This window comes from Streptomyces sp. NPDC048171 (genome assembly GCF_043202655.1).
GTDB lineage: Bacteria > Actinomycetota > Actinomycetes > Streptomycetales > Streptomycetaceae > Streptomyces.
This window is the reverse complement of sequence record NZ_JBIDAU010000010.1, coordinates 91,806-118,291: the sequence shown is the minus strand read 5'-3', so window position 1 is coordinate 118,291 and position 26,486 is coordinate 91,806. Positions and strand designations below refer to the sequence as shown.

Below are 26,486 nucleotides of genomic sequence, written 5' to 3'. Positions count from 1 at the left end.
CTCATCTCTACAGGGTCTCGATCCAGTTGCTGAGGAGCTGGGCTCCCGCGTCACCGGACTTCTCGGGGTGGAACTGCGTGGCCCACAGGGCGCCGTTCTCCACGGCGGCCACGAAGGGCTTGCCGTGCGTGGACCAGGTGACCTTGGGCGGGGCGATCAGCGGGTTGAGCGACTCCTGGGTCCAGTCGTGGACGGCGTAGGAGTGCACGAAGTAGAAGCGGGCGTCCGCGTCCAGGCCCGCGAAGAGCTGGGAGTCGGCCGGCGCGTCGACGGTGTTCCAGCCCATGTGCGGCACGATGTCGGCCTGGAGCGGGCCGACCGTGCCGGGCCACTCGTCCAGGCCCTCGGCCTCCACGCCGTGCTCGATGCCGCGCGCGAACAGGATCTGCATGCCCACGCAGATACCCATCACCGGGCGGCCGCCCGACAGCCTGCGGTCGACGACCCAGTCGCCGCGGGCCGCCTTGAGGCCGTCCATGCAGGCGGCGAAGGCGCCGACGCCGGGGACCAGCAGGCCGTCGGCGTTCATGGCCTTGTCGTAGTCACGGGTGATCTCGACGTCGGCTCCCGCGCGCGCGAGGGCGCGTTCGGCGGAACGGATGTTGCCGAAGCCGTAGTCGAAGACGACGACCCGCTTGGCGGGGGAGGTCAATTCCACACCTCCAGGCGCAGCACGCCCGCGAACAGGCACATCGCGGCACCGATGGAGAGCAGCACGATCAGGCCCTTGGGCATCTGCTGCTTGGCGAAGGAGATGATGCCGCCGATGAAGAACAGGCCGACGACGATCAGCGCGGTGGACGTACCGTTCATGGGTTAGAGCGCGCCCTTCGTGGAAGGCAGGATGCCGGCCGCGCGCGGGTCGCGCTCGCTGGCGTAGCGCAGGGCCCGGGCCAGCGCCTTGAACTGGCACTCCACGATGTGGTGCGCGTTGCGCCCGTAGGGCACGTGCACGTGCAGCGCGACCTGGGCCTGGGCGACGAAGGACTCCAGGATGTGCCGGGTCATCGTGGTGTCGTACTCGCCGATCATCGGCGCCATCTTCTCGGGCTCGGTGTGCACGAGGTAGGGGCGGCCGGAGAGGTCGACGGTGACCTGGGCGAGGGACTCGTCCAGCGGGACCGTGCAGTTGCCGAAGCGGTAGATGCCCACCTTGTCGCCGAGGGCCTGCTTGAAGGCGGCGCCCAGCGCGAGGGCGGTGTCCTCGATGGTGTGGTGGGAGTCGATGTGCAGGTCGCCGTCGGTCTTCACGGTCAGGTCGAACAGACCGTGCCGGCCGAGCTGGTCGAGCATGTGGTCGTAGAAGCCGACGCCGGTGGCGATGTCGGTCTTCCCGGTGCCGTCGAGGTCGATCTCGACGAGGACCGAGGTCTCCTTGGTCGTACGCTCCACGCGTCCCACGCGGCTCATGTGTTCTGCTCCTTCTTGACTTCACGTACCGCGTCGAGGAACGCGTCGTTCTCCTCCGGGGTTCCGGCGGTGACCCGCAGCCACCCCGGTACGCCGTTGTCCCGGACCAGGACGCCCCGGTCGAGGATCTTCCGCCAGGCCTCGTGGGAGTCCGCGAACCGCCCGAACTGGACGAAGTTGGCGTCGGACTCGGTCACCTCGTAGCCGACGGCGCGCAGTTCGGCGACCAGCCGGTCCCGCTCGGTCTTCAGCTGCTCGACGTACTTCAGCAGCGTGTCCGTGTGTTCCAGGGCGGCCAGCGCGGTCGCCTGGGTCACGGCCGAGAGGTGGTACGGCAGCCGTACGAGCTGGACGGCGTCGACGACGGCCGGGTGCGCGGCGAGGTAGCCCAGGCGCAGGCCCGCCGCGCCGAACGCCTTCGACATGGTGCGGGAGATCACGAGGCGGGGCCGGCCGTCCAGCAGCGGCAGCAGCGACGCGCCGTGGCTGAACTCGATGTAGGCCTCGTCCACGACGACCATCGAGTCCTTCGCCGCCTGGGCGGCCTCGTACAGGGCGAGGACGGTCTCGGCCGGGACGGCGTTGCCGGTGGGGTTGTTGGGGGTGGTGATGAAGACGACGTCCGGGCGGTGCTCGGCGAGGGCGCGCTCGGCGGCGGGCACGTCGATGGTGAAGTCGTCGTGGCGCGGCCCGGAGATCCAGCCCGTGCCGGTGCCGCGCGCGATGAGGCCGTGCATCGAGTACGAGGGCTCGAAGCCGATCGCGGTGCGGCCCGGGCCGCCGAAGGTCTGCAGCAGCTGCTGGATGACCTCGTTGGAGCCGTTGGCCGCCCAGACGTTGCCCGTGTCCAGCGGGTGGCCGGAGGTCTTCGTCAGGTACTCGGCGAGCCCGGTGCGCAGCTCGACCGCGTCCCGGTCCGGGTAGCGGTTGAGGTCGCGGGCGGCCTCGCGGACCCGCTCGGTGATCCGCTCGACCAGCGCCTCGGGCAGCGGGTAGGGGTTCTCGTTGGTGTTCAGCCGTACGGGCACGTCCAGTTGGGGCGCGCCGTAGGGGGACTTGCCGCGCAGCTCGTCCCGTACGGGGAGGTCGTCGATTCCGAACGTCACTTGCTCTCCGGGACCTTCCACTCGAACCTCGCCTTGATCGCCGCCCCGTGCGCGGGCAGGTCCTCGGCCTCCGCCAGCGTCACCACGTGGTGCGCGACCTCGGCGAGCGCGTCGCGCGTGTAGTCGACGATGTGGATGCCGCGCAGGAAGGACTGCACGGACAGGCCCGAGGAGTGGCAGGCGCAGCCGCCGGTGGGCAGGACGTGGTTGGACCCGGCCGCGTAGTCGCCGAGGGAGACGGGCGCCCAGGGGCCGACGAAGACCGCGCCGGCGTTCTTCACCCGGTCGGCGAGGGCGGCGGCGTCGGCGGTCTGGATCTCCAGGTGCTCGGCGCCGTAGGCGTCCACGACACGCAGGCCCTCGTCCAGGCCGTCGACCAGGACGATCGCGGACTGGCGGCCCTTCAGGGCCGGGACGATCCGGTCGTCGATGTGCTTGGTGGCCTCGACCTGCGGCTGCAGTTCCTTCTCGACCGCGTCCGCGAGCTCCACGGAGTCGGTGACCAGCACGGCGGCGGCCAGCGGGTCGTGCTCGGCCTGGCTGATCAGGTCGGAGGCGACGTGCACCGGGTCGGCGGTGGCGTCGGCGAGGACCGCGATCTCGGTCGGGCCGGCCTCGGCGTCGATGCCGATCTTCCCGGTGAAGTAGCGCTTGGCCGCGGCCACCCAGATGTTGCCGGGGCCGGTGACCATGTTGGCGGGCGGGCAGGACTCGGTGCCGTACGCGAACATCGCGACGGCGGTGGCGCCGCCCGCCGCGTACACCTCGTCGACGCCGAGCAGGGCGCAGGCGGCGAGGATGGTCGGGTGCGGAAGGCCGTCGAACTCGGCCTGCGCGGGCGAGGCGAGAGCGACCGACTCGACGCCGGCCTCCTGCGCGGGCACCACGTTCATGATCACGGACGACGGGTAGACCGACCGGCCGCCGGGCGCGTACAGCCCGACCCGCTCGACCGGCACCCACTTCTCGGTGACCGAGCCGCCGGGCACGACCTGCGTGGTGTGGGTGGTGCGGCGCTGCTCGCGGTGGACGAGCCGGGCGCGGCGGATGGACTCCTCCAGGGCCGCGCGCACGGCCGGGTCCAGCTCCTCCAGCGCGCGCGTGAGCGCGGCCACCGGGACCCTGACGTGGTCCAGCCTGACCCCGTCGAACTGCTCGGCGAAGTCGATCAGCGCCGCGTCGCCCCGATGATGCACGGCCTCGCAGATCGGACGCACCTTCTCCAGGGCGGCCGAGACGTCGAAGTCGGCTCGGGGCAGCAGGTCGCGCAGGGCGGGGCCCTCGGGGAGGGCGTCGCCGCGCAGATCGATTCGGGAGATCACGGAACCAATTCTCTCAGACCCGCGTAGGGCACGGTTCGCGCGTATCAATGGCTGATACAGAACGCGGCGGCCCCGCGCGGCCCACGGGCAACTCACCCGAATCGGTGCTCACTTTGAGTGTTCGGAGTGTCACCCAGTGGGCATGAACGGTTGTACGAAGAGTGAGCGACCGACGAGTAGTTGGGGAGGGAGTGAAGTGCTGTGACCGTAGTGGTGGGCCCTCGTGACGGAGAGCTGCCGGACGACCTGACCGCCGCCGAGGCCGGCATGTGGCAGGCCTTCCGCAACGGCAGCGTGTACGACCTCAGCAGCGGCGACGCGCTCGTCGACGACCCGCACGGCGGGCACCCGTGGGGACCGGAGCGGAGCGTGCGGGCCCGCATCGTCTGCTGGCTGCTGCTCGACGGCCCGCCCGCACTCGCCGGCCGGGTGGCCTCGCTCCAGCTGACCGGCGTGCGGATCAGCGGCACGATGGACCTCGCCGGCGGCACCGTGGAGCCGTATGTCGAGCTGCGCGGCTGCCGGTTCGAGCGGGAGGTGCTGCTGCCGGAGACCCGGTTCACGACCGTGCGCCTGGTGGACTGCTGGGTGCCGCGGCTCGAGGCGGCCCGGCTGCACACCGAGGGCGACCTGCATCTGCCCCGCTCCCGCTTCCCCGGTGGCATCCGGCTGACGGACGCCCAGATAGGCACCGACCTGCTGCTCAACCAGGCGATCGTGCACCGCGACCGCCACGGCCGCTCCATCGCCGCGGACGGGATGACGGTCGGGCAGGACCTCCAGGCCGAGATGCTGGAGTCGCACGGCGAGGTGAGTCTGCGCAGTGCCCAGGTCGGCGTGTCGCTGAGCCTGCGCGGCGCCCGGCTCCTCAACCCGTACACGCGGCACGCGCTCAACGCCCCGCAGCTGACGGTGGAGCGCACCCTGTACCTGACACCGGCGGGGCTGGGCAGCCCGCTGCTGCGGGGCACCACGCCCGCGCAGGGGACACGGATCCAGCGCTTCGAGTGCGAGGGCGGGGTGCGACTGGACGACGGGCGGTTCGGCGACGCGCTCGACTTCGAGCACGCCCGGTTCGCCTTCGCCGACGACCAGGAGCTGTCGCTGCGCCGGGTGCAGACGCCCGAGCTGCGGTTCCTGGGCGAGCGCCCGGCGCGCGGCCGGGTGGTGCTGTCGGGGGCGCGGGTGGTCAACCTGATGGACCGGGCGGACAGCTGGCCGGGACCCGGCCGGCTGCACATGGGCGGCTTCACCTACGAGAACCTGGTGCCGCGGGGACCGTTCCCGCTGGAGAAGCGGCTGCGCTGGGTGGGCGCCGCGACCGCCGAGTACAACCCGGAGCCGTACGAGCGCCTCGCCGCCGTGCTGCGGGCCGGCGGCGAGGACGAGGACGCCCGCGAGGTACTGCTCGCCAAGCACCGCCGGCGCCGCGAGAGCCTGCCGATCGCCGCGAAGCTCGTGGGGTACGCCCAGGACTGGACGGTCGCCTACGGCTACCGGCCGGGGCGGGCCGCGGTGTGGATGGCGGTGCTGTGGGCGGCGGGCTCGCTCGCCTTCGCCCGTGCCGAGCCGCCGCCGCTGAAGACCGGCGAGCACCCGGACTGGAATCCGGCCCTCTTCGCCCTCGACCTGCTCCTGCCGGTCATCGACCTGGGCCAGGCCGGTTTCTGGCAGCTCCACGACGCCTGGCAGTGGCTGGCGACGGCCCTGATCCTGCTGGGCTGGATCCTGGCGACGACGGTGGCGGCGGGCGCGACCCGCCTGCTGCGCAGAAGCTGAGCCCTCCGGGGGTTGCCCGGCTCGACCCCGGCCGACGACAGCGCACCCACGCCCGGCAGACGCCGCCCCCTCCCGGGCCACCGCGGCCCCACCCCCCCTCCGCCGCTGCCCGTGGCCGAGGGCGACGGGCAGCGCCACCCGCCTCCGCCCGCAGGAGCCGACCCTCCCGGGCCACCGCGGCCCCACCCCCTCCACCGCTGCCCGTAGCCGAAGGCGACGGGCGCGCCACCGCCTCCGCCCGCAGGAGCCGACCCTCCCGGGGTGCCCCGGCCCAGCGTCTTCCCGCCCTGCCCCGCCCCACGACCCGCGGCCGCCGACGGCGGGAAGCCCGGCGGGGGCCACCCGCACCCGACGACGAAAGCTGTACGGGTGGTGCGGGTGGGAACACAATCGGCCGAAGGCGAAGCCGGGGCCGAATCCGGACCCGCACCGCACAACCATCCCGCCCGGTCGACCGTCGTAGTCACCATGCTGCGCGCGTTCCTCAGGACCGCGGCCACCCGGGCCCGCTCGCGGACCTCACGGCCCGCCCAAGACGACGACGTGCTCCTCGACGCCCCCGACGACCGCCTCGCCCCCGCCCTCCTCGCCGCCGCCCGCGGCGAGCACACCCCCGCCGCCGGTCTCCTCGCGGGCACCCGCGAGGACGCGGAGTGGGAGCACCGCGACCGGTACACCACGCGTCTCGCCGCCTTCTCCCGCTCCCGTTCCGAGTGGCTCGACACCTGGCGTGCCACGGCCCCGGAGGACCCCGGCGCCCCGCTGATCGCGGCGCGCCTGGCGGTGGCCCGGCACTGGGACTCACCGGACCGTGCCGAGCTGCTGCGCCGGCTCGTGCCGGCGGTCACCGCGGCGGCCGAGGCGGCCGGACCCGACCCGGTGCCGTGGCGCACGGCGCTGGACGCGGCGCGGGGCGCCGGCGCCGGACACGCCGAGTTCGAGCGGCTGTGGGGGCAGGCGGTCCGCCGCTCCCCGCACCACTACGGCTGCCACGTCGCCGCCCTGGAGTACCTGGCCGCCGCCTCACCCGGCGCCCACCGCGAATGCCTGGACTTCGCCGAGACGGCCGCACAGGACGCCCCCGAGGACGCCCTGGTCCGGGCGCTGCCGCTGCGGGCGGCCTTCACCTGTCTGCAGGCCACCGGCGCCGGCACCGGCACCGCGACCGGCGCACCCCCGCGTGACCTCCGTGTCCGCCTGGACGCGGCCGCCGACCGCGCGGTCGCCCTATCGGCCGCCCACCCGGTCGCCGACCCCTGGGCGGCGGAGCTGCGGAACCTGCTGGCGTACGTCCTCGTGCGCCTGGACCGGCTCGCGGACGCGGCGGAACAGCTCCGGCTGACCGGCCCGTACGTCACGTCCTTCCCGTGGGACCGGGAGACGGACGATCCACTCGGCCGCTTCCTGCAGGTGCGCGCCGATGTCCGCGCGGCCGTGGCCGCCGCGCCGCCGACGAAGGGTTCGGGCCATCCACGAAGTGGGCGGGGCGGACGCGCCGGTCGCGACGACCATTAGGCTTCTGCGTCGTGACCACCGTCCGGCTCCCCCTCTTCCCGTTGAACTCCGTCCTGTTCCCGGGGCTGGTGCTCCCCCTCAACATCTTCGAGGAGCGCTATCGCGCCATGATGCGCGAACTGCTGAAGACCTCCGAGGACGAACCCCGCCGGTTCGCCGTCGTGGCGATCCGCGACGGCTACGAGGTGGCCCAGAGCGCTCCCGGCCTGCCCGACCCGACGGCCACGCCGGAACGCGGGCCGACGGCCGGGTTCGGCCCCGACCCGCTGAAGGCGTTCCACAAGGTGGGCTGCATCGCGGACGCGGCGACGATCCGCGAGCGGGCCGACGGCACCTTCGAGGTGCTGGCGACCGGCACGAACCGGGTGCGCCTGGTCTCGGTGGACGCGTCGGGCCCCTTCCTGACGGCGGAGCTGGAACCGCTGGCCGAGGAGCCGGGCGACGAGGCCGGCGCGCTGGCCGAGGGCGTCCTGCGGTCCTTCCGGCAGTACCAGAAGCGGCTGGCGGGGGCGCGCGAGCGGTCGCTGGCCACCGGAGCCGAGCTGCCGGACGAACCGGGCGTGGTCTCGTACCTGGTCGCCGCCGCGATGATGCTCGACACGCCGACGAAGCAGCGTCTGCTCCAGGCTCCGGACACCGCGTCCCGCCTGAGGGACGAGCTGAAACTCCTTCGCTCCGAGACCGCCGTCATCCGTACGCTGCCGTCCCTGCCCGCGTCGGAACTGACGCGCGGCCCGACGAGTCTCAACTGAGGTACCGGCCCGTATGGCGAAGAAGTCGAAGAAGCAGCAGTCCGGCGGCACCCCCGCAACGGTGGCCCTCACGGCGGCCGGGGTGACGTACACCGTGCACGCCTACGAGCACGACCCCGCGCACCCGTCCTACGGCGAGGAGGCGGCCGAGGCGATGGGCGTCTCCCCGGAACGGGTCTTCAAGACGCTGGTGGCGGACGTCGACGGCGCCCTGACGGTCGCGGTGGTGCCGGTGGCGGGCCAGCTGGACCTCAAGGCCCTGGCGGCCGCGGTGGGCGGCAAGCGCGCGGCGATGGCCGACCCGGCGCTGGCCGAGCGCACCACGGGTTATGTGCGGGGCGGCATCTCGCCGCTGGGCCAGCGCAAGCGGCTCGCGACGATCCTGGACGCGTCGGCCTCGGAGCACGCCACGATCTGCGTATCGGCGGGCCGCCGCGGCCTGGAGGTCGAGCTGTCCCCCGACGACCTCGCCAAGCTGACGGACGCGGTCCTCGCGCCGATCGGCCGCGCATAGCCCCTCGACGAGGGCGCCGTTCTCGGCTAATCAGACAGAACATGTCGAAGAGAACCCGCAAACGCAGGTGGCGCACCAGGAAGCGACGGGCGAACCACGGCCGCCGCCCCGCCTAGAGAGGGGGCGACGGCACGAGAGCCGCGTCGGCCCGGCGGGAGCTACGCCGGCTTGTCCCCGTACGGCGCGGGCCAGGGATCCGGCTCCGGGTCCCTGGGGCCGAACAGTCCCGTAAGCCCCAGGTGGACGACGAGTGCCGCCAGCGACCAGGCCAGCAGCGCGCCCTTCGCGCCCAGCTTCAGCGGCGCGTCGAAGGTCACGCCCTTGCCCACGTCCTTCGCGTGGGCGATCACGTCCTGTGCGGGGCCGAGCCACACGCCGACCCGCCACGCGAGGAGCGAGCCGAGCAGTCCGCCGACGCCCAGCGCCACCACCAGCGGCACGCCGCCGCGCCGCCGCAGCAGGAAGGCCACGACCGCGCTGAGCGCCCCGAACGCCAGCGCGAGCAGCGTGAACGTTCCGTCGACGCCGATCGCCTGCTCGCCCTCGGACTGCTTGAGGAAGACCACCCAGCGCTCGTCGACCACGTCGCCGACCAGCGGCACGGTCGGGGCCAGCTTCCACCACAGCACGCCCAGCAGCGCGCCGGAGAGCGCGATCGCCAGCACGGCCACGGCGGCCTGCCGCACTTCGGTCAGCATCCCGGGGCCGTCCTGTTCGCCGTGGTGGTCGTAACGTGCGCCGGGCGCGGTCCCCACCGCGTGCGCGCCGACGGGCGGCGGCACCGGCCCGCCCTGGTACGGCGGGCGTTCGTTCGGTGGGGGTGGCGGATTCAGAGGAGCGGTCACCGTGCCATCGTGCCAAACCCGCCGGTGCGGCACATCACCGGACGGCCGCCCTGCGGTACGCCCAGGTGGCGACGGCCAGGGAGATCACGCCGACCCCGGCGCACACCGCGAGGTCCCCGAGGACGAAGGCCCAGTCGGGCCGCTCCCCGAAGGTCCGCGCGAACGCCTCCACGCCGTACGTCGAGGGCAGCAGGTCCCGGACCAGCCGGACCGCCTCCGGCATCCGCTCGGCCGGCAGCACGCCCAGCAGCAGCGCCGCCGACATGCCCAGCTGGCCCAGCAGCGTGGCGAACTCGGGCCGGGGCGCGAGCAGGCCGAGGGCCGCGCCCAGTCCGGCGAGGGCGGCGCCCGCCAGCGGGATCACCGCCACCAGCACCCACAGATGCGTCAACGGCAGCCCGTACAGCAGACAGCCGAACACCGCCGTCACGACGGTCCCGGGCACCGTGAAGGACGCGTACGCGCCCGCCGCGCCCAGCACCACGGCGGCCGGCGGCACCGGCAGCGTCGCGTAGTGGTCGAGGCCTCCGCTGGCCCGCAGCTGCCCGAAGTACTGGGCGAGCAGGTTCAGCGCCACGAAGGCCACGACGAGCACCGCCGAACCGGCGACCACCGCGCGGGCCTCGCCGCCGCCGTCCACCACGCCGCGCATCAGGATCATGATGCCGACCGACTGGAAGGTGGCCACGAAGAGCAGCGGGATGCGCGCGACCCGCGCCCGGGACAGCTGCGCCCGGTACACGGCCACCAGGGAGGGCCACAGCCGCGCCCTGGGCCCCAGCTCGGCGGCGTCCTGCTCCTCGACGGCCAGGACGCCGCCCGGCAGGACATCGGCGGATACGACACTCACGTCGCGCTGCTCCCCTTCGTTGGGGTCGTTGGAGACGGTCGCCCTGACGGGTACGGATGCGGCGGCCGATGTGCTCACCGTGCGTGCGCTCAAGCCCTCACCAGCCCCTGCCGCGCCGCGCCGCCCAGCGCCAGGTATACGTCCTCCAGGCTGGGCGTGGCCAGGGTGAAGTCGTCGAGCGCGGCGAAGGCCGCACCGCCGGTGACGGTGGCGACGACCGCGCGGGCCTCCTCGGGGGCCAGGCGCAGCGTCCAGCGCCGCCCGGACTCGACGACGCGGTCGCGCAGGGCGGCGACCTCCGGGACGTGCAGGGGTGCCGTCTCGCGCCACACCAGGTCGACCCGGACCTCACCGGCGACCTTCTCCTTGAGCCCGGAAGGCGTGTCGCAGGCGATGACGCGCCCCCGGTCGAGGACGGCGACCCGGTCGAGGACGGTCTCGGCCTCGATGACGTTGTGGGTGACGAGCAGGACGGTGGTGCCGCGCTCCGCGCGCCGCCGGTCGACGGCCGCCCACACCGCGCGCCGGGCCACCGGGTCCATGCCGGTGGTCGGCTCGTCCAGCACGAGCAGCGGGCGCTCCCCCACCAGCGCGGCGGCGAAGCAGGCGAGACGGCGCTGGCCGCCGGAGAGCTTCTTGATCGGTCGGGCGGCGAGGGAGGTCAGGCCCAGCTCGTCGAGGACCGCGTCCCGCTCGGCGCGCGCCGCCCGCACCTCCAGGCCGCGCAGCCGCCCGGTGGTCTCGGCGGCCAGCGACACGGTCAGCTCGTCCAGGGCGCTGGACTCCTGTCCGAGGTAGGCGAGGATCCGGGCGGCCCGCTCGGGGTGGCGCACGACGTCGTGCCCGAGGATCTCCACGCTGCCGCGGTCGGGCCGCATGAGGCCGGTGAGCTGGCGTACGAGGGTGGACTTGCCGGCGCCGTTGGGTCCGAGCAGGCCGAAGATCTCACCGCGGCGGATGTCCAGGCTCACGTCGTCGGTGGCCCGCACCTCGGGGGTGGCGGGAACCCCGCGCCTGCCGCGCTGGGCCGGATAGGTCTTGGTCAGCCCGCGCACCGCGCACACCTCACCGCCACCGGGTCGTAGTGCCTGTGCCGCGCGCGTACTCACAAGGGACGAGACTACGGGGTCCGTCCCCCCGGCCCGCTCCCGGGTCCGCCCATAAGTGTCGATTCAGCCGGAGAGGCGCCGGAGCGCCTCACTCCGCCGCGGGGGTGCGTTCGGTCGCCGTCCGCACGTCGATCTCCCGCCAGAACCCGGCCCGGATCGCGTACCGGTCGTGCTCGTCGATCTGGTCGTCCTTGTGGGCCAGCAGCCCGAAGCGGGCCGCGTAGCGCAGCAGCTCCCCGTCGACGCGGTGCGGGATGCGCGGGTACATCCCGGAGAGTTTCTGCAGGTGGCCGTGGTCGCCGAGGCGCTCCAGCCAGCGGCGGGCGAAGACCTGACCCACCTCGTACGGGTCGCCGCCGACGGTGGTGATGTCCTCCTCGCGGTCGGCCCAGCGCTGCTCGGCCGTGGTGAGCTGGGCCAGGGTCGGCATGGAGGCCGCCTCGGACGGCTCCGCCGCGGGCCGGTCGACCCAGCCCTTGTCGGAGGACCAGCGCAGGGTGGCGGTGGTCGGCTGCGGGGCCTGAGGGGCGCCGGGGGCGCGCAGGGCGGCCAGGTCCTTGGGGGTGGGCACGCCCTTGGCGGGCGGTACGCGCTCCTCCGCCCCGTTGCGCCCGGCGGCCGTCGTGGGGTGCTCGGGCTCCTGTGCGGGCCGTTCGGCGGTCGCCGAGAGGGCCGATTCGGGCAGCGGCGCGGAGAGGATCGCGGCGATCTCGGGGCGGGGCACGGGCGGCGGCGCGCAGATCCCGCCGAGTTCCTTGGCGCGGACCGCCTTGGTGATCCAGACACGGTCCAGGACGCGGCGTTCGTCGGCCTCGGCGACCAGGTCCTCGGACTGGTTGTAGTCGCCGTCGGCGGCCTGTACGGCCCACAGGTGGACGGCGACGCCGTGCTCCTTGGCGGCCATCATGCCGGGCAGCAGGTCGCCGTCGCCGGTCACCAGGACGACGTCGGAGCAGGCGCGGTTGCGGGCCAGCTCGGTCAGCTCGGCGTGCATGGCGGCGTCGACGCCCTTCTGCGCCCAGCGGCCGTCACTGCGCGTGAGGGCGCCCAGCCGGACGGTGACCCGGGGCATCACGCGCAGCCGGCGGTGCTCGGGCTGCGGGACGCGGTCGGGGGCGCCGTCGAACCAGTAGATGCGCAGCAGGGGCTGCCCGGTGTCGGACTCGGCGCGCTCGCGCAGCCCCTGGATGAGGGCGGCGTGGTCGACGGTGATGCGCGAGCGTGAGGGCTCCCCGGCGAGCAGACTCGCGGCGGCCCCCAGCAGATACCCGGCGTCCACCAGGACGATGCAGCGGTCCACGCGATCCACCCTCTTTCCGGGAGGTTTGCTTCGGGCTTCCTTCGAGTCTGCCCGACGGCGCGGAGGTTAACGGCCCGAACTCGATCTTCGGCGTGGCGTTTCGGCGGACCGGACCCCGACCAGCCGTGTCACGCACGGTAATTGCCCGATATGCGTTCTTTATCGGCCTATGTGAATCTGGTTGCGTCGTTGGCCCCTAGATCCCCCTCAGGAGGTAGATCACCATGGCCAAGAACAAGAACAACCGTGACCGTAAGCAGCCCCACGCCGAGCGCGCCCCGCAGGCCGCCGAGTCGAACGTGCTGGAGCGCGAGGAGCAGCACTCCCCGCAGCTGACGACCCCCGGCGACGCCGCCTCCCGCAAGCGCGGCAAGCGCTTCGGCCACAACTGAGCAACACCACAGCCGTAACTGGCATGGGGCGCGCCCGGCAACCGGGAGCGCCCCTCGCCCGCTTTTCGGGCAGCGCTCCGTCAGCCCGCCAGGCAGGACGGCCCGAGCAGCACCTTCAGGTCGCCGAAGAGCGCCGGATCGGGCTTGACCCGGTGCCGGTCCAGCCGGAGCACCGTCGTCTTCGTCGGGCCCTGGAGCTTGATCCGCACCTCGCTGTCGCCCCGGTGGTGGGTGAGGATCTCGCCGAGACGGCTGACCATCGGCGGCGTGATGCGGGTGGCCGGGATGGTGAGGACCACGGGCGCGTTGGTGCCCGCGTTGGACAGGTCGGGGACCTGGAGCTCCATCGCGACCAGCCGCGGCACGTCCTCCCGCTTGTCCAGCCTGCCCTTGACGAAGACCACGGCGTCCTCGACGAGTTGGGTCGACACCAGCTGGTAGGTCGCCGGGAAGAACATGCACTCCAGGGAGCCGGCCAGGTCCTCGACGGTGGCGATGGCCCAGGCGTTGCCCTGCTTGGTCATCTTGCGCTGGAGGCCGGAGATGATGCCGCCGATGGTGACGACCGCGCCGTCCCCGAAGTCACCGCCGGTGAGCTGGGAGATGCCCGCGTCGGCCTTGTCGGACAGCACGTGCTCCAGGCCGAAGAGCGGGTGGTCGGAGACGTAGAGACCGAGCATCTCCCGCTCCTGGGCGAGCAGATAGGTCTTGTCCCACTCGTCCTCGCCGAAGACGACGTCGAGTCCGAACCCCGGCTCGTCGTTCTGCTCGTCGCCCATGCCGCCGAAGAGGTCGAACTGCCCCTCGGCCTCCTTGCGCTTGACCGCGACCACGTTGTCGATCATCGGCTCGTACTGCGCGGTGAGGCCCTTGCGGGTGTGCCCCATCTCGTCGAAGGCACCGGCCTTGATCAGCGACTCGGTGGTCCGCTTGTTGCAGACGACCGCCTCGACCTTGTCCAGGTAGTCGGGGAAGGAGGCGTACTTCCCCTTCGCCTTGCGGCACCTGATGATCGACTCGACGACGTTGGTGCCGACGTTGCGCACGGCGGAGAGGCCGAAGAGGATCACGTCGTCGCCCTGGGCGGCGAAGTTCGACATGGACTCGTTGACGTTGGGCGGCAGGACCTTGATGCCCATGCGCCGGCACTCGTTGAGATAGACGGCCGACTTGTCCTTGTCGTCCTTGACCGAGGTGAGCAGGGCCGCCATGTACTCGGCCGGGTAGTTGGCCTTGAGGTACGCCGTCCAGTACGAGACCAGGCCGTACGCGGCGGAGTGCGCCTTGTTGAACGCGTAGCCGGCGAAGGGGACCAGGACGTCCCACAGGGCCTGGATGGCCTCGTCGCTGTAGCCCTTCTTGCGGGCGCCCTCCTGGAAGAGGACGAAGTTCTTCGCCAGTTCGTCGGGCTTCTTCTTGCCCATCACGCGGCGCAGGATGTCGGCCTCGCCGAGTGAGTAGCCGGCGATGATCTGGGCGGCCTTCTGCACCTGCTCCTGGTACACGATCAGGCCGTAGGTGACCGCGAGGACCTCCTGGAGGGGCTCCTCCAGCTCCTTGTGGATCGGCGTGATCTCCTGGAGGTTGTTCTTGCGCAGCGCGTAGTTGGTGTGCGAGTCCATGCCCATCGGGCCGGGACGGTAGAGCGCGGAGACGGCGGAGATGTCCTCGAAGTTGTCGGGCTTCATCAGCCGCAGCAGCGAGCGCATCGGACCGCCGTCGAACTGGAAGACGCCGAGCGTGTCGCCGCGCTGGAGCAGGTCGAAGGTGGTCGGGTCGTCCAGCGGCAGGGACAGCAGGTCGAGGTCGACGCCCTTGTTGGACTTCACCATCTTGACGGCGTCGTCCATGATCGTGAGGTTGCGCAGGCCCAGGAAGTCCATCTTCAGCAGGCCGAGCGACTCGCACTGCGGGTAGTCCCACTGCGTGATGGTCACGCCGTCCGTGTGCCGCACCCAGATGGGGGCGTGGTCGACGATGGGCTCGCTGGACATGATCACGCCGGCCGCGTGCACGCCCATCTGCCGGACCAGGCCCTCGACGCCCTTGGCGGTGTCGATGACCTTCTTCACGTCCGGCTCGTTCTCGTACATCGAGCGGATCTCGCCGGCCTCGCTGTAGCGGGGGTGGGTCGAGTCGGTGATGCCGTTGAGGTCGATGCCCTTGCCGAGGACGTCGGCGGGCATCGCCTTGGTGAGGCGGTCGCCCATGGCGTACGGGTAGCCCAGCACGCGCGCGGAGTCCTTGATGGCGTTCTTCGCCTTGATCTTGCCGTACGTGCCGATCATGGCGACCTTGTCGGCGCCGTACTTCTCCGTCACGTACCTGATCACCTCGACGCGCCTGCGCTCGTCGAAGTCGATGTCGACGTCGGGCATGGAGACGCGCTCGGGGTTGAGGAACCGCTCGAAGATCAGGCCGTGCGGGATGGGGTCGAGGTCGGTGATGCCCATCGCGTAGGCCACGATCGAACCGGCCGCGGAGCCTCGGCCGGGGCCGACCGCGATGCCCTGGTTCTTGGCCCACATGATGAAGTCGGCGACCACGAGGAAGTAGCCCGGGAACCCCATCTGGATGATGACGTCCATCTCGTACTCGGCCTGCTTCTGGCGGTCCTCGGGGACCTGGCCCGAGAAGCGGCGCTCCATGCCGCGGCGGACCTCCTCCTGGAACCAGGTGACCTCGGTGAAGCCGTCGGGGATGTCGAACTTCGGCATGAGGTCGCGCTTCTCGAACATGCCGGTGGTGTCGATCATCTCGGCGATCAGGCGCGTGTTGGCGCAGCCCTCCTGCCAGGCGTCGGAGGAGTCGATGGCGTACATCTCGTCCGTCGACTTCAGGTAATAGCCGGTGCCGTCGAAGCGGAAGCGGTCCGGGTCGGAGAGGTTCTTGCCGGTCTGGATGCACAGCAGCGCGTCGTGGGCGGTCGCCTCGTGCGCGTAGGTGTAGTGCGAGTCGTTGGTGACCAGGGGCGGGATGCCGAGCTTCCGGCCGATCTCCAGCAGGCCGTCACGGACCCGGTGCTCGATCTCGATGCCGTGGTCCATCAGCTCCAGGAAGTAGCGGTCCTTGCCGAAGATGTCCTGGTAGTCGGCGGCCGCCTTCAGCGCCTCGTCGAAGTGGCCGAGGCGCAGCCGGGTCTGGACCTCGCCGGAGGGGCAGCCGGTGGAGGCGACGATGCCCTCGGACCACTGGGAGATGGTCTCCTTGTCCATCCGGGGCCACTTCTGCAGCCAGCCCTCGGCGTAGGCGTCCGAGGAGAGCTTGAAGAGGTTGTGCAGTCCCGTCCGGTTGGTCGCCCACATCGTCTTGTGGGTGTAGCCACCGGAACCGGAGACGTCGTCCCGCTTCTGGTGCGGCTGGCCCCACTGGATCTTGCGCTTGTTCCGCCGCGACTCGGGGGCGACGTACGCCTCGATGCCGATGATCGGGGTGACCCCGGCCTTCTTCGCGGAGTGGAAGAAGTCGTACGCCCCGTGCAGGTTGCCGTGGTCGGACATGGCGATGTGCGACATGCCCATCTCGTTGCAGGCGTCGAACATGTCCTTGAGCCGCGCGGCACCGTCCAGCAGCGAGTACTGGGTGTGGACGTGCAGGTGCGTGAACGGCGGCTTGGACACGTGCGGCCTCCTGAGAGAACTGTTGGCGACGGGCTGCGGTCAGTCCGGGGGGTCAGCGTCGAAGTCTATGCCTCGGGACTGACACTCCGAGGCCCCCCACGCGTACCTTCGTGGGCGGGCACTCCCGCACCCCTTCGGACGTTGGGCCGAGGGGAGATCAGCTCCACCCGTCAGGCACCACCCCGCACCAGGAGGCACCAGGCATGTCGGTCCCGCAGCTCAACGAGGAGCACCGCGGCGAGGAGATCCTCGCCGTCTTCGACACCGCCTTCGGCCAGCTGCTGGCCGCGGACCCGGCGGCGTTCCGCGTGAAGTTCCGGAAGATGGCGGCCTCGGCCTTCGCGTTCTACCGGGGCACGGCCTGCCTCTTCTACCACGATCTGACCGCGGACCAGGAGTTCGGTGCGCAGGACGGGACCCCCTACCTGGACGAGCGGACCTCCCGGGTCTGGATCCACGGCGACCTGCACGCCGAGAACTTCGGCACGTACATGGACTCCACCGGCCGGCTGATCTTCAACGTCAACGACTTCGACGAGGCCTACGTCGGCCCCTTCACCTGGGACCTCAAGCGCTTCGCCGCCTCCATCGCGCTGATCGGGTACGCGAAGGCGTTCAGCGACGAGCAGATCACCGAGCTGGTGCGGGTGTACGCGGGCGCGTACCGCGAGCGGATCCACGCCCTGGCCACCGGCGCCAAGAGCGACGAGGTGCCGCCCTTCACGCTGGACACCGCGGAGGGGCCGCTGCTGGGCGCGCTGCGGGTGGCCCGCTCCCTGACCCGCTTCGGCCTGCTGGACTCGATGACCGAGATCCGCGACTTCGAGCGCCGCTTCGCCCCCGGCGGTGGCGCCGTCGAGCTGGACGCCGCCACCCGCTACAAGGTGCTCGCGGCCTTCGACGGCTACCTGGAGACGCTCCCGGAGTCCTCCCTGGCCCGCCCCGACTCCTACCGCGTCAAGGACGTCGTGGGCCGCCGGGGCATCGGCATCGGCTCGGCCGGCCTGCCCTCGTACAACATCCTCCTCGAGGGCAACAGCGACGCCCTGGAGAACGACGTCGTGATCTACATCAAGCAGGCCCAGACCCCGGCGGTCTCGCGGCACATCACCGACCCGGCGATCCGGGACTACTTCCAGCACGAGGGCCACCGCACGGTGATCTCCCAGCGCGCCCTGCAGGCGCACGCCGACCCGTGGCTGGGCTGGACCGAGCTGGACGGCTCCGGCCAGCTGGTCGCCGAGGTCTCGCCGTACGCCGTCGACCTGGACTGGGGCGACATCGACGACCCGGAGGAGATCGCCGAGGTCGTCGCCGACCTGGGCCGGGCCACGGCCACGATGCACGCGGCGGCCGACGACCAGTCCGGCGAGTCGCTGGTGCCGTTCTCCACCGAGCGGGCCATCGACGCGGCGATCGCGGCCGACGAGGAGAACTTCGCCCCCCTGCTGACCGACTTCGCACACCGGTACGGCGCACGCGCGCGTGCCGACCACCAGACCTTCGTCGACCTCTTCCGCAACGGCCGCATTCCGGGTCTGTAACCGTCGGCACTCTCACAGGAACCCTTTAGGGATCCCTTACCGGACCCCGTGACACACTCTTCTACTGCTATGGACATATCCGGAACCCCGCTCAGAGCCGTACGCGCGGCGCTGTTCACGGCACTCGCCGTGACCCTCAGCACCGCGTCGCACGTGCTGCTGTCCGGGGTTCCGCTGCCGCTGCCCACGGTGGCCGCCGTCGCCGCCGCCGTGTTCCTGATCGCGTACGCCCTGGCCGGGCGGCGCGAGCGCGGCTTCGGGCGGATCGCCGCCCTGCTGATCCCGCTGGAGCTGGCCGCCGACACCGTCTTCACCACCGGCCAGCACGTCTGCTACGGCCGGGCGGGCGGCCCCGTCGCGGGCCCGCTGCGCTCCGTCGGCTTCGACGTGCTGTGCGGCGACGGGACCGGTCTCCACGCGGGCGTGACCGCGCCGCTCACCCGGGTGACCGGCGCCGAGACCGACCGGGTGGCGGCGCTGCTCGCCGACGCCGATCCCGGCACCGCCTGGCTGCTGCTCGGCGCGCACGTCGGGGTCGGACTGCTCGCCGCGGCCTGGCTGCGGCGGGGCGAGAGGGCGCTGGCCCAGCTGCTCGGCGCGGTGGCCGCGACCACCTTCCGGCCACTGCTGCTCGCGGTCGCGGCCGTGGGCGTCCGCCGCGCCCCGGCGGTGCGCCGCCCGGTCGTCCCGGCCGGCCGCACCACCGGCGCCCGCGAGCGGATCCTCACGCACTCCCTGGGACGTCGCGGACCGCCGTGCGCGGCCGCCCTCGTGTGACCCGTCACCGGACGTCACCGAGCACCGCAGCCCCCCGTACGAGTTTCCGCACACCCCTGTGTGCGCGTCCCCGGAGAGATCACCATCATGAGCAAGCGGAACAGCCAGGCGGCGAAGACGGCGGCCCGTGAGCGCCTGCGCGTGGAGCGCGAGCGTCAGGCCAAGCGCGACAAGGTCAAGCGGCAGGGCATCGTGGCCGCCGCCATCGTCGGCGTGCTGGCGATAGCCGGCGGCATCAGCTACGCCGTCGTCCAGGGCAACCAGCCCTCGAAGTGGGAGGCGGCCGCCGACGCCAAGGTGGTGGCCCCGGCCAACACCTCGGGCAAGGACGGCACCACGGTCACCATCGGCGAGTCCAAGACCGACAACACCGTGCACCTCTACGAGGACCCGCGCTGCCCGGCCTGCGCCTCCTTCGAGCAGAACATCGGCGAGAACGTCAACAAGGGCATGAAGGACGGCGACTACAAGCTCTCCTTCACCATCGGCACCTTCCTCGACGGCAACCTGAGCGGCGAGGGCTCCAAGAACGCGCTCAGCGCGCTCGGAGCCGCGCTGAACGTGAGCCCCGAGGCGTTCCTCGAGTACAAGACCGCCCTGTTCTCCTCCGAGTACCACCCGGAGGAGTCCAGCGACGAGTTCGCCAAGGACGACTACCTGGTCAAGGTGGCGAACTCGGTCGACGCCCTGAAGGGCAACAAGAAGTTCCAGGACGCCGTGGAGAAGGGCACCTACGACGCCTGGGCGATGCGGATGAGCAAGTCCTTCGACACCGCCGAGGGCGTCCAGTCGACCCCGACCATCAAGATCAACGACAAGGTGATCGAGAACCCCAGCTCGGTCGCCGAGTGGGACAAGGCGCTCAAGGACGCCAAGGTCACCAAGTGACCCCCGCGTGACCCCCGCGCCGGGGTGACGCCGCACCGACGCACGACGAACGAGCGGGCGAACTTTTACGAGTTCGCCCGCTCGCGCGCATACCGATCAGTAACCTGATCGTCCGTGACCAGTCGACACAGATCGTCCGAGAAACCCGTCCCGTCGCCCGCCGAGCCCGCGGGCGCCCGAACTCCGAGCCGCCGTACGGTCGTCAAGGCCGCGGCGGCCGGCGCCGTCCTGGCCGCCCCGCTCGCCGCCGCCCTGCCCGCGGGCGCCGCCGGCGCCGCCCCCGCCTTCCTGCACGGCGTCGCCTCCGGGGACCCGCTGCCCGACGGCGTCCTGCTCTGGACCCGCGTGACGCCGGTGCCCGAGGCCATACCGGGCTCAGGAGCCGGTCCCGACACCGCGGTGAGCTGGGTCGTCGCCACCGACAAGGCGCTCACGAACATCGTCGCCAAGGGCTCCGTCACCGCGACCGCGGGCTCCGACCACACCGTGAAGGCGGACGTCCGCGGTCTCGCCCCCGCCACGGACTACTGGTTCCGCTTCTCCGCGGGTCCCACCGACTCCCCCGTCGCCCGCACCCGCACCGCGCCGGCGGCCGACGCGGCCGTCTCCGGGCTGCGGTTCGGCGTGGTCTCCTGCGCCAACTGGGAGGCCGGGTACTTCTCGTCGTACCGCCATCTCGCGGCCCGCGGCGATCTGGACGCCTGGCTGCACCTGGGCGACTACATCTACGAGTACGGCACCGGCGAGTACGGCACCCGGGACACCGTCGTACGGCCGCACGCCCCGGCGCACGAGATCCTCACCCTCGCCGACTACCGCGTACGGCACGGCCGTTACAAGACCGACCCCGACCTCCAGGCGCTGCACGCCACGGCGCCGGTCGTGGCCATCTGGGACGACCACGAGATCGCCAACGACACCTGGTCGGGCGGCGCCGAGAACCACACCGAGGGCGTCGAGGGTGCCTGGGCGGCGCGTCAGACCGCCGCCAAGCAGGCCTACTTCGAGTGGATGCCGGTGCGCCCGGCGATCGCCGGCACCACCTACCGGCGGCTGCGCTTCGGCAAGCTGGCCGACCTGTCGCTGCTGGACCTGCGCACCTACCGCTCGCAGCAGGTGGGCATCGGCGAGGGCGAGGTCGACGACCCGGACCGCACCGTGACCGGCCGCGCCCAGCTGGACTGGCTCAAGTCCGGCCTCGCCGCCTCGGACACCGCCTGGCGGCTGGTCGGCAACCCGGTGATGATGTCGCCGTTCGCGATCGGGTCGCTCTCCGCGGAGCTGCTCAAGCCGCTGGCCGAGCTGCTCGGCCTGCCCAGGGAGGGCCTCGCCCTCAACACCGACCAGTGGGACGGCTACACCGACGACCGCCGGGAACTGCTGGCCCACCTGCGCGCGAACGCCGTCCGCAACACCGTGTTCCTCACCGGCGACATCCACATGGCGTGGGCCAACGACGTGCCGTACAACGCCGGCACGTACCCGCTGTCCGCCTCCGCCGCCACGGAGTTCGTCGTCACCTCGGTGACCTCCGACAACCTCGACGACATCGTGAAGGTCCCCGAGGGCACCGTCTCGGCGATCGCGGCACCGGTCATCCGGGCCGCGAACCGGCACGTCCACTGGGTCGACACCGACCGGCACGGCTACGGCGTGCTGGACATCACGGCGGAGCGCACGCAGATGGACTACTACGCCGTCTCCGACCGCACCGACCCGGACGCCACGTCCCGGTGGGTCCGCTCCTACCGCACCCGCAGCGGCACCCAGCGGGTGGAGCGCGTCTACTCGCCCGCCTGAGCCGTCTCCTCCCCGAGCGAGTCGAGGAAGCCGAGCGCCACCCGCCAGGTGGCCTCGGCCGCCTCCTCGTCGTAGTCCGGCAGCTCGGGGTCGGTGTAGAGGTGGCCCGCCCCCGGGTACCGGTGGACCTCCACGTCGGCGCCGATCCGGCCCATCTGGAGATACCAGGCGCTGAGCCAGTCGTCCGTCTCGAAGGCGTCCGGCTCGGCCACGTGCAGCTGGACCGGCAGGTCGTCGACCTCGGCGTTGGCCGCGATGTCCGAGGTGCCGTGCAGCAGGAGCAGCCCCCGCGCCCGGTGGTCGCCGAGAGCGAGGGTCTGGGCGATGGACGCGCCGAGCGAGAACCCGGCGTAGACAAGTCCCCGCTCGGAGTAGGGGGCGGCGGCCAGCACGGCCCGCTTGAGCAGCTCCTCCCGGCCGATCCCGTCCTGGTGGGCCATGCCCTCCTCGACCGTGTCGAAGGTCCGGCCCTCGTAGAGATCCGGGGTCCAGACCTGGTGCCCGGCGTCGCGCAGCCGGTCGGCGGCCTGCCGCACCGCGGGCCTCGGGCCCAGGGTCGAGTGAAAGAGCACGATGTTCATGAGGCCATGGTGCCAGCCGGGTGCGACAGCGCGATGCGCGGAGATTCCCCGGGCGGGACGTAAGTCACAGGTTCACGAGGCGCCGCGGGCGGTTACGTTCGAGGGCATGGAGACGATACTCCGCCCGCTGATCGTGGTCGGCGGCTCCGTCCTGCTGACCCTGGTCATCGGCTGGGCCACCGACCTGTTGCTGCGCAAGGCCGACGGACGGCACCCCGAGACGCCGCTGTGGGGTCTGCTGCGCCGTGCCCGCATCCCGTACCAGGTGATGCTCTGCGCCGCCCTGCTGAGAGGGTCGTACGTCGAGGCCCAGGTGTTCCCCGACCACCGGTCGGCGGTCGGCCGGCTGCTGACGCTGCTGCTGATCGGCTCGGTGGCCTGGCTGGTGATCCGGATCGCCGCCGCCGTCGTCGAGACGTCGTACTCCCGCTACGCGCACGCCCACTCCCAGCGGAACCCCGCCCGGGTCCGCCGGGTCCGCACCCAGGTGTCGCTGATCATGCGGGTGGTGACGGCCGTCGTCGGCGTGGTCGCCGTGGCCTCGATGCTCCTGACCTTCCCGGCGATGCGTGCCGCGGGCGCCTCGCTGCTGGCCTCGGCCGGGCTGCTCGGCATCGTGGCCGGTATAGCCGCGCAGTCGACGCTCAGCAACATGTTCGCCGGGTTCCAGATCGCCTTCGGCGACATGGTGCGCATGGGCGACACGGTCGTGGTGGACGGCGAGTGGGGCACCGTCGAGGAGATCACGCTGACGTACCTGACGGTGCGCACCTGGGACGAGCGCCGGATCACCATGCCGGTGTCGTACTTCACCTCCAAGCCGTTCGAGAACTGGTCGCGCGGCACCCCGCAGATGACCGGCACGGTCTTCTGGCACCTCGACCACACGGCGCCCCTGGACCGGATGCGCGAGCGGCTGCGCGACCTGCTGCGCGAGTGCCCGGCCTGGGACGGACGGGACTACAACCTGACGGTCACGGAGACGACCCAGAACACCATGCAGGTGCGGGCGCTGGTGACGGCGAAGGACGCGGACGACATCTGGACGGTGCGGGTCACGGTCCGTGAGGGAATGATCCGCTGGCTGGCCGAGGAGCACCCCTACGCCCTGCCGCGGGTCAACACGGCGGACGCGGCCCCGCGGCCGTCCCGCGACGGCGTCCACCGGCCCCGCCGCTCCTCCGACGGGGGCATGCGCCGCTTCCCGGAGCACCCCACGAAGAGCCTGTGAGCGCCGAGCGGCCGGACGGGGCTCAGCGCAGGCTGCGCACGTCCAGGTGGCGCAGCACCCGGTCCACGATCTCCGGGTCGGAGCCGGGTTCGCTGCGCGCCGCGAGGATCTCGTGCCGGGCGGCGCTGAGCATCTCGCCCTGGATGCGCCGCACCCGCTTGATCCGCCGCGCCCGCTGCTCCTGCGCCTCCCGGCGCTCCTCGTCGCCGAGGTCGGGGCTGATCCGCACCCCGATGTCGTAGGCGCGGCGCAGCATCTGCTCGGCCAGCTCGTCCGGCAGTTCCTCCACCGCCTCGATCTCCTTGAGCCGCTGCTTGGCCGCCTTGGCCGCCCGCAGGCCCAGCTCCTTCTCGTAGGCCTGCTCCCGCTCGGTGTCCGCCCGTACGCCGAGGCGGGCCACCAGCCAGGGCAGGGTCAGCCCCTGGAGCAGCAGGGTGACCATGATCACCCCGAAGGCGATGAAGATGATCTCCTCGCGGTTGGGGAAGGCCGCTCTGTCCTCCGTCTCCAGCGGGATCGCGAGGGCCAGCGCGACCGAGGCCACGCCGCGCATCCCGGCCCACCACATGACGACGGTCTCCCGCCAGCTCGTCGGGATGTCCTCGTCCTGGTCGCGTCTGGCGTGCAGCCGCTGGGTCAGCCAGGTGGCGGGCAGCAGCCACAGCAGCCGAACCAGGATGACGACGGCGCTGACCGCCGCCGCCCAGCCCAGCAGCTCGGTCCAGCGGCCGGAGGCGGTGCGGATCGCGTTGTGCAGTTCGAGGCCGATCAGCCCGAAGGCCACGCCGGTGACCAGGGTGTCGACGACGTCCCACACGGTGTGCCCGGCGAGCCTGGTCATCACGTCGTCCGCGTCCGAGGCGTACTCGGCGAGGAACATCGCGGTGGTGAGCACGGCGAGCACCCCCGAGCCGTGCAGTTCGTCGGCGGCCACGTAGCTCACGAACGGCACCAGCAGGGTCAGGCCGATCTGCAGCGTCGGGTCCTCCAGGAGGCTCATCAGCCTGTTGGAGCCCCAGCCCAGCGCGAGTCCCACGGCGACGGCCACGACGGCGGACAGCACCAGGTCGAGCCCCGCCTCCCAGGCGGAGAAGGTGCCGCTGACGGCCGCGGCGATGGCCACGTGGTAGAGGACGATCGCCGTGACGTCGTTGAACAGCCCCTCGCCCTCCAGGATGGACACCAGGCGGCGCGGCAGCCCCAGCTGGCCGGCGACGGCGGTCGCCGCGACCGGGTCGGGCGGTGCCACCAGGGCGCCCAGCGCGAAGGCGGCGGCGATCGGCAGCCCCGGGACGATCGCGTGGGCGACGGTGGCCACGCACGCCATGGTGACGAAGACCAGCGCGACCGCCAGCAGGAAGATCGGGCGCTTGTTGGCCGCGAACTGCCGCCACGAGGTGCGCCGCACGGCCGCGTACAGCAGCGGCGGCAGGAGTGCGGGCAGGATGAGTTCGGGCGGGATGTCGACGTTGGGCACGAAGTCGAGCAGGGCGAGGACGATCCCGAGGACCGTCATCAGGACCGGCGCCGGCAGCCCGAGCCGGGCACCGAGGGGGACGCTCAGCAAGGCCCCGAGCAACAGCAGGAACAACAGGGCCAACTGATCCACGGTCACCGCTCCGGTGGGGTCTCGGTATGCGCACGGCGGACCTCAAGCCTGCCACGCCACCCGCCCCACCAGCCTGTTCCGCGCCGCTGGTTACAGGGCGCGCCGCATCGCGCGGTGGGGGATCCCGGCGTCGGGGAACTCGGGTCCGTACGCCACGTACCCCAGCCGCTCGTAGAAACCCAGGGCGTGGGTCTGCGCGTGCAGGTCCACCGCGGTGAGGCCACGCGCGCGTGCCGCGTCCTCCACAGCCCGCACCAGGGCCGCGCCGACGCCGAGACCGCGGGCCGCCGCGGTCACCGCGAGCCGGCCGAGCGAGCCGACGGCCGGATCGCCGTCCCCGTTCTTCGCGGCCGCCGCCGCACCGTGCAGAAGCCGGCCGGTGCCCAGGGCCTCGCCGCCCTCCCGGACCGCGAGGACGTGCACGGCGTCCGCGTCGTACGCGTCGTACTCGATGTCCTCGGGGACCTTCTGCTCGGCGACGAAGACGTCCTTGCGCACCGCGAAGCAGGCCTCCCGGTCGGCCGGGTCCTCGGCGACGCGCACCACGTAGGCCGGGGCGGGGTCCGGGGCGGGGTCCGGGGCGCTCATCCGTAGGTCTCCTCGCGGACCAGGTCGAGGGCCAGCTGGAGGTCCTCGGGGTAGTCGCTGGCGTACTCCACCCAGTCGCCGGTGCCGGGGTGCTCGAAGCCGAGCCGGACCGCGTGCAGCCACTGGCGGGTCAGGCGCAGCCGCTTGCCGAGCGTGGGGTCGGCGCCGTACGTCAGGTCGCCGACGCAGGGGTGGCGGTGGGCGGCCATGTGGACGCGGATCTGGTGGGTGCGGCCGGTCTCCAGCTTCACGTCGAGCAGGGACGCGGCGCGGAAGGCCTCGATGAGGTCGTAGTGCGTGACGGAGGGCTTGCCCTCGGCGGTGACGGCCCACTTGTAGTCGTGCTGCGGGTGGCGGCCGATGGGGGCGTCGATGGTGCCGCTGGTCGGGTCGGGGTGGCCCTGCACGAGCGTGTGGTAGCGCTTGTCGACCGTGCGCTCCTTGAACTGGCGCTTGAGCGACGTGTACGCGCGCTCCGACTTGGCCACCGCCATCAGGCCGGAGGTGCCGACGTCGAGGCGGTGCACGATGCCCTGGCGCTCGGCGGCACCGGAGGTGGAGATGCGGTACCCGGCGGCGGCCAGTCCGCCGATGACGGTCGGCCCGCTCCAGCCCGGGGACGGGTGGGCCGCGACGCCGACGGGCTTGACGATCACGACCACGTCCTCGTCGTCGTGGACGATCTCCATGCCCTCGACGGGCTCGGCGACGATCTGCACGGGCGCGGGCGCCTGCGGCATCTCGACCTCGAGCCAGGCGCCGCCGTGCACCCGCTCGGACTTGCCGACCACTGATCCGTCGACCTGCACCTTGCCCGCCGCGGCGAGTTCCGCGGCCTTGGTACGGGAGAAGCCGAACATGCGGGAGATGGCGGCGTCGACGCGCTCGCCCTCCAGGCCGTCGGGCACGGGCAGGGTGCGGATCTCGGGAATCGTGCTCACCCGTCGAGTATGC

24 protein-coding genes are annotated in these 26,486 nt (G+C 72.1%); 10 read left to right on the top strand and 14 right to left on the bottom strand.

Annotated elements, in window-relative coordinates:
• Window positions 1-7: 7 nt before the first annotated feature.
• The 5 genes from hisH to hisD are packed head-to-tail and all read right to left on the bottom strand — an operon-like array spanning window position 8 to window position 3,838.
• Entirely contained in the window at window positions 8-658 is a 651-nt protein-coding gene (gene hisH, locus ACGF3J_RS27585) for an imidazole glycerol phosphate synthase subunit HisH (protein WP_385802604.1), read from the bottom strand.
• Window positions 649-813 (bottom strand): hypothetical protein, encoded by a 165-nt coding sequence (locus ACGF3J_RS27580; RefSeq protein ID WP_163015643.1) that lies wholly within the window; start codon window positions 811-813, stop codon window positions 649-651. Before ACGF3J_RS27580 ends, hisH begins: the two co-directional genes overlap by 10 nt.
• A gap of 3 nt (window positions 814-816) precedes the next feature.
• Window positions 817-1,410, bottom strand: coding sequence for an imidazoleglycerol-phosphate dehydratase HisB (hisB, locus tag ACGF3J_RS27575; RefSeq protein ID WP_055416452.1), 594 nt, complete (start codon window positions 1,408-1,410; stop codon window positions 817-819).
• A complete protein-coding gene (locus tag ACGF3J_RS27570) occupies window positions 1,407-2,516 on the bottom strand; it encodes a histidinol-phosphate transaminase (RefSeq protein WP_161330214.1) in 1,110 nt (369 codons plus the stop codon). Before ACGF3J_RS27570 ends, hisB begins: the two co-directional genes overlap by 4 nt.
• Window positions 2,513-3,838 carry a histidinol dehydrogenase gene (gene hisD, locus ACGF3J_RS27565; RefSeq protein WP_161330215.1) on the bottom strand — a complete coding sequence of 442 codons (1,326 nt, stop codon included), beginning with the start codon at window positions 3,836-3,838 and terminating at the stop codon, window positions 2,513-2,515. The genes ACGF3J_RS27570 and hisD overlap by 4 nt, the downstream gene beginning before the upstream one ends.
• Window positions 3,839-4,039: 201 nt before the next feature.
• Here hisD and ACGF3J_RS27560 point away from each other — a divergent pair, with 201 nt between their 5' ends.
• The 4 genes from ACGF3J_RS27560 (at window position 4,040) to ybaK (ending at window position 8,398) form a co-directional block, all read left to right on the top strand.
• Window positions 4,040-5,617, top strand: a complete 1,578-nt coding sequence (locus ACGF3J_RS27560; protein WP_161330216.1) for an oxidoreductase — start codon at window positions 4,040-4,042, stop codon at window positions 5,615-5,617.
• 468 nt (window positions 5,618-6,085) lie between these two features.
• Window positions 6,086-7,132 carry a hypothetical protein gene (locus tag ACGF3J_RS27555; protein WP_393854998.1) on the top strand — a complete coding sequence of 349 codons (1,047 nt, stop codon included), beginning with the start codon at window positions 6,086-6,088 and terminating at the stop codon, window positions 7,130-7,132.
• 11 nt (window positions 7,133-7,143) lie between these two features.
• Window positions 7,144-7,884, top strand: coding sequence for an LON peptidase substrate-binding domain-containing protein (locus tag ACGF3J_RS27550; RefSeq protein ID WP_393854997.1), 741 nt, complete (start codon window positions 7,144-7,146; stop codon window positions 7,882-7,884).
• Between the two features lie 13 nt (window positions 7,885-7,897).
• Window positions 7,898-8,398, top strand: a complete 501-nt coding sequence (gene ybaK / locus ACGF3J_RS27545) for a Cys-tRNA(Pro) deacylase (protein ID WP_161328580.1) — start codon at window positions 7,898-7,900, stop codon at window positions 8,396-8,398.
• 158 nt (window positions 8,399-8,556) lie between these two features.
• Here the strand turns inward: ybaK and ACGF3J_RS27540 are convergent, their stop codons facing one another.
• The 4 genes from ACGF3J_RS27540 to ACGF3J_RS27525 form a co-directional block, all read right to left on the bottom strand.
• The gene (locus tag ACGF3J_RS27540; RefSeq protein WP_161328579.1) at window positions 8,557-9,243 is read right to left on the bottom strand and encodes an AAA family ATPase; all 687 of its coding nucleotides are present in this window, start codon (window positions 9,241-9,243) and stop codon (window positions 8,557-8,559) included.
• Between the two features lie 34 nt (window positions 9,244-9,277).
• Window positions 9,278-10,093, bottom strand: a complete 816-nt coding sequence (locus ACGF3J_RS27535) for an ABC transporter permease (RefSeq protein ID WP_161328578.1) — start codon at window positions 10,091-10,093, stop codon at window positions 9,278-9,280.
• 89 nt (window positions 10,094-10,182) lie between these two features.
• Entirely contained in the window at window positions 10,183-11,157 is a 975-nt protein-coding gene (locus tag ACGF3J_RS27530) for an ABC transporter ATP-binding protein (RefSeq protein ID WP_161328582.1), read from the bottom strand.
• Window positions 11,158-11,290: 133 nt separating this feature from the next.
• A complete protein-coding gene (locus ACGF3J_RS27525; protein ID WP_393854996.1) occupies window positions 11,291-12,502 on the bottom strand; it encodes an NYN domain-containing protein in 1,212 nt (403 codons plus the stop codon).
• 224 nt (window positions 12,503-12,726) lie between these two features.
• On the opposite strand from ACGF3J_RS27525, the gene ACGF3J_RS27520 reads away from it, so the two are divergent.
• On the top strand, window positions 12,727-12,894 hold the full coding sequence (locus ACGF3J_RS27520; RefSeq protein WP_107420121.1) for a hypothetical protein: 168 nt from the start codon (window positions 12,727-12,729) through the stop codon (window positions 12,892-12,894).
• A gap of 80 nt (window positions 12,895-12,974) precedes the next feature.
• Here the strand turns inward: ACGF3J_RS27520 and dnaE are convergent, their stop codons facing one another.
• The gene (gene dnaE / locus ACGF3J_RS27515) at window positions 12,975-16,514 is read right to left on the bottom strand and encodes a DNA polymerase III subunit alpha (protein ID WP_161329131.1); all 3,540 of its coding nucleotides are present in this window, start codon (window positions 16,512-16,514) and stop codon (window positions 12,975-12,977) included.
• A 203-nt stretch (window positions 16,515-16,717) separates the two neighbouring features.
• Between dnaE and ACGF3J_RS27510 the strand changes: the two genes are divergently transcribed.
• The 4 genes from ACGF3J_RS27510 to ACGF3J_RS27495 all read left to right on the top strand — a co-directional run bounded on the left by ACGF3J_RS27510 (window position 16,718) and on the right by ACGF3J_RS27495 (window position 21,523).
• On the top strand, window positions 16,718-18,058 hold the full coding sequence (locus ACGF3J_RS27510) for a DUF2252 domain-containing protein (protein ID WP_161329132.1): 1,341 nt from the start codon (window positions 16,718-16,720) through the stop codon (window positions 18,056-18,058).
• A 69-nt stretch (window positions 18,059-18,127) separates the two neighbouring features.
• Window positions 18,128-18,835, top strand: coding sequence for a hypothetical protein (locus ACGF3J_RS27505; RefSeq protein ID WP_393854995.1), 708 nt, complete (start codon window positions 18,128-18,130; stop codon window positions 18,833-18,835).
• 87 nt (window positions 18,836-18,922) lie between these two features.
• Window positions 18,923-19,723, top strand: coding sequence for a DsbA family protein (locus ACGF3J_RS27500; RefSeq protein WP_393854994.1), 801 nt, complete (start codon window positions 18,923-18,925; stop codon window positions 19,721-19,723).
• A gap of 114 nt (window positions 19,724-19,837) precedes the next feature.
• Window positions 19,838-21,523: an alkaline phosphatase D family protein gene (locus tag ACGF3J_RS27495; RefSeq protein WP_393854993.1), complete on the top strand. Its 1,686-nt coding sequence runs from the start codon at window positions 19,838-19,840 to the stop codon at window positions 21,521-21,523.
• Here ACGF3J_RS27495 and ACGF3J_RS27490 read toward each other — a convergent pair.
• Complete coding sequence (locus ACGF3J_RS27490; protein ID WP_161327798.1) at window positions 21,508-22,104, bottom strand: dienelactone hydrolase family protein; 597 nt, start codon at window positions 22,102-22,104, stop codon at window positions 21,508-21,510. The genes ACGF3J_RS27495 and ACGF3J_RS27490 overlap by 16 nt on opposite strands.
• 106 nt (window positions 22,105-22,210) lie before the next feature.
• Here ACGF3J_RS27490 and ACGF3J_RS27485 point away from each other — a divergent pair, with 106 nt between their 5' ends.
• Window positions 22,211-23,335 (top strand): mechanosensitive ion channel family protein, encoded by a 1,125-nt coding sequence (locus ACGF3J_RS27485; RefSeq protein ID WP_161327799.1) that lies wholly within the window; start codon window positions 22,211-22,213, stop codon window positions 23,333-23,335.
• A 22-nt stretch (window positions 23,336-23,357) separates the two neighbouring features.
• On the opposite strand, the gene ACGF3J_RS27480 is transcribed toward ACGF3J_RS27485, so the two are convergent.
• From ACGF3J_RS27480 to ACGF3J_RS27470, 3 genes are all read right to left on the bottom strand, one after another.
• The gene (locus tag ACGF3J_RS27480) at window positions 23,358-24,944 is read right to left on the bottom strand and encodes a Na+/H+ antiporter (protein WP_161327800.1); all 1,587 of its coding nucleotides are present in this window, start codon (window positions 24,942-24,944) and stop codon (window positions 23,358-23,360) included.
• Between the two features lie 90 nt (window positions 24,945-25,034).
• Entirely contained in the window at window positions 25,035-25,532 is a 498-nt protein-coding gene (locus ACGF3J_RS27475; RefSeq protein WP_161327801.1) for a GNAT family N-acetyltransferase, read from the bottom strand.
• Window positions 25,529-26,473 carry an RluA family pseudouridine synthase gene (locus ACGF3J_RS27470; protein ID WP_161327802.1) on the bottom strand — a complete coding sequence of 315 codons (945 nt, stop codon included), beginning with the start codon at window positions 26,471-26,473 and terminating at the stop codon, window positions 25,529-25,531. Before ACGF3J_RS27470 ends, ACGF3J_RS27475 begins: the two co-directional genes overlap by 4 nt.
• Window positions 26,474-26,486: the final 13 nt, after the last annotated feature.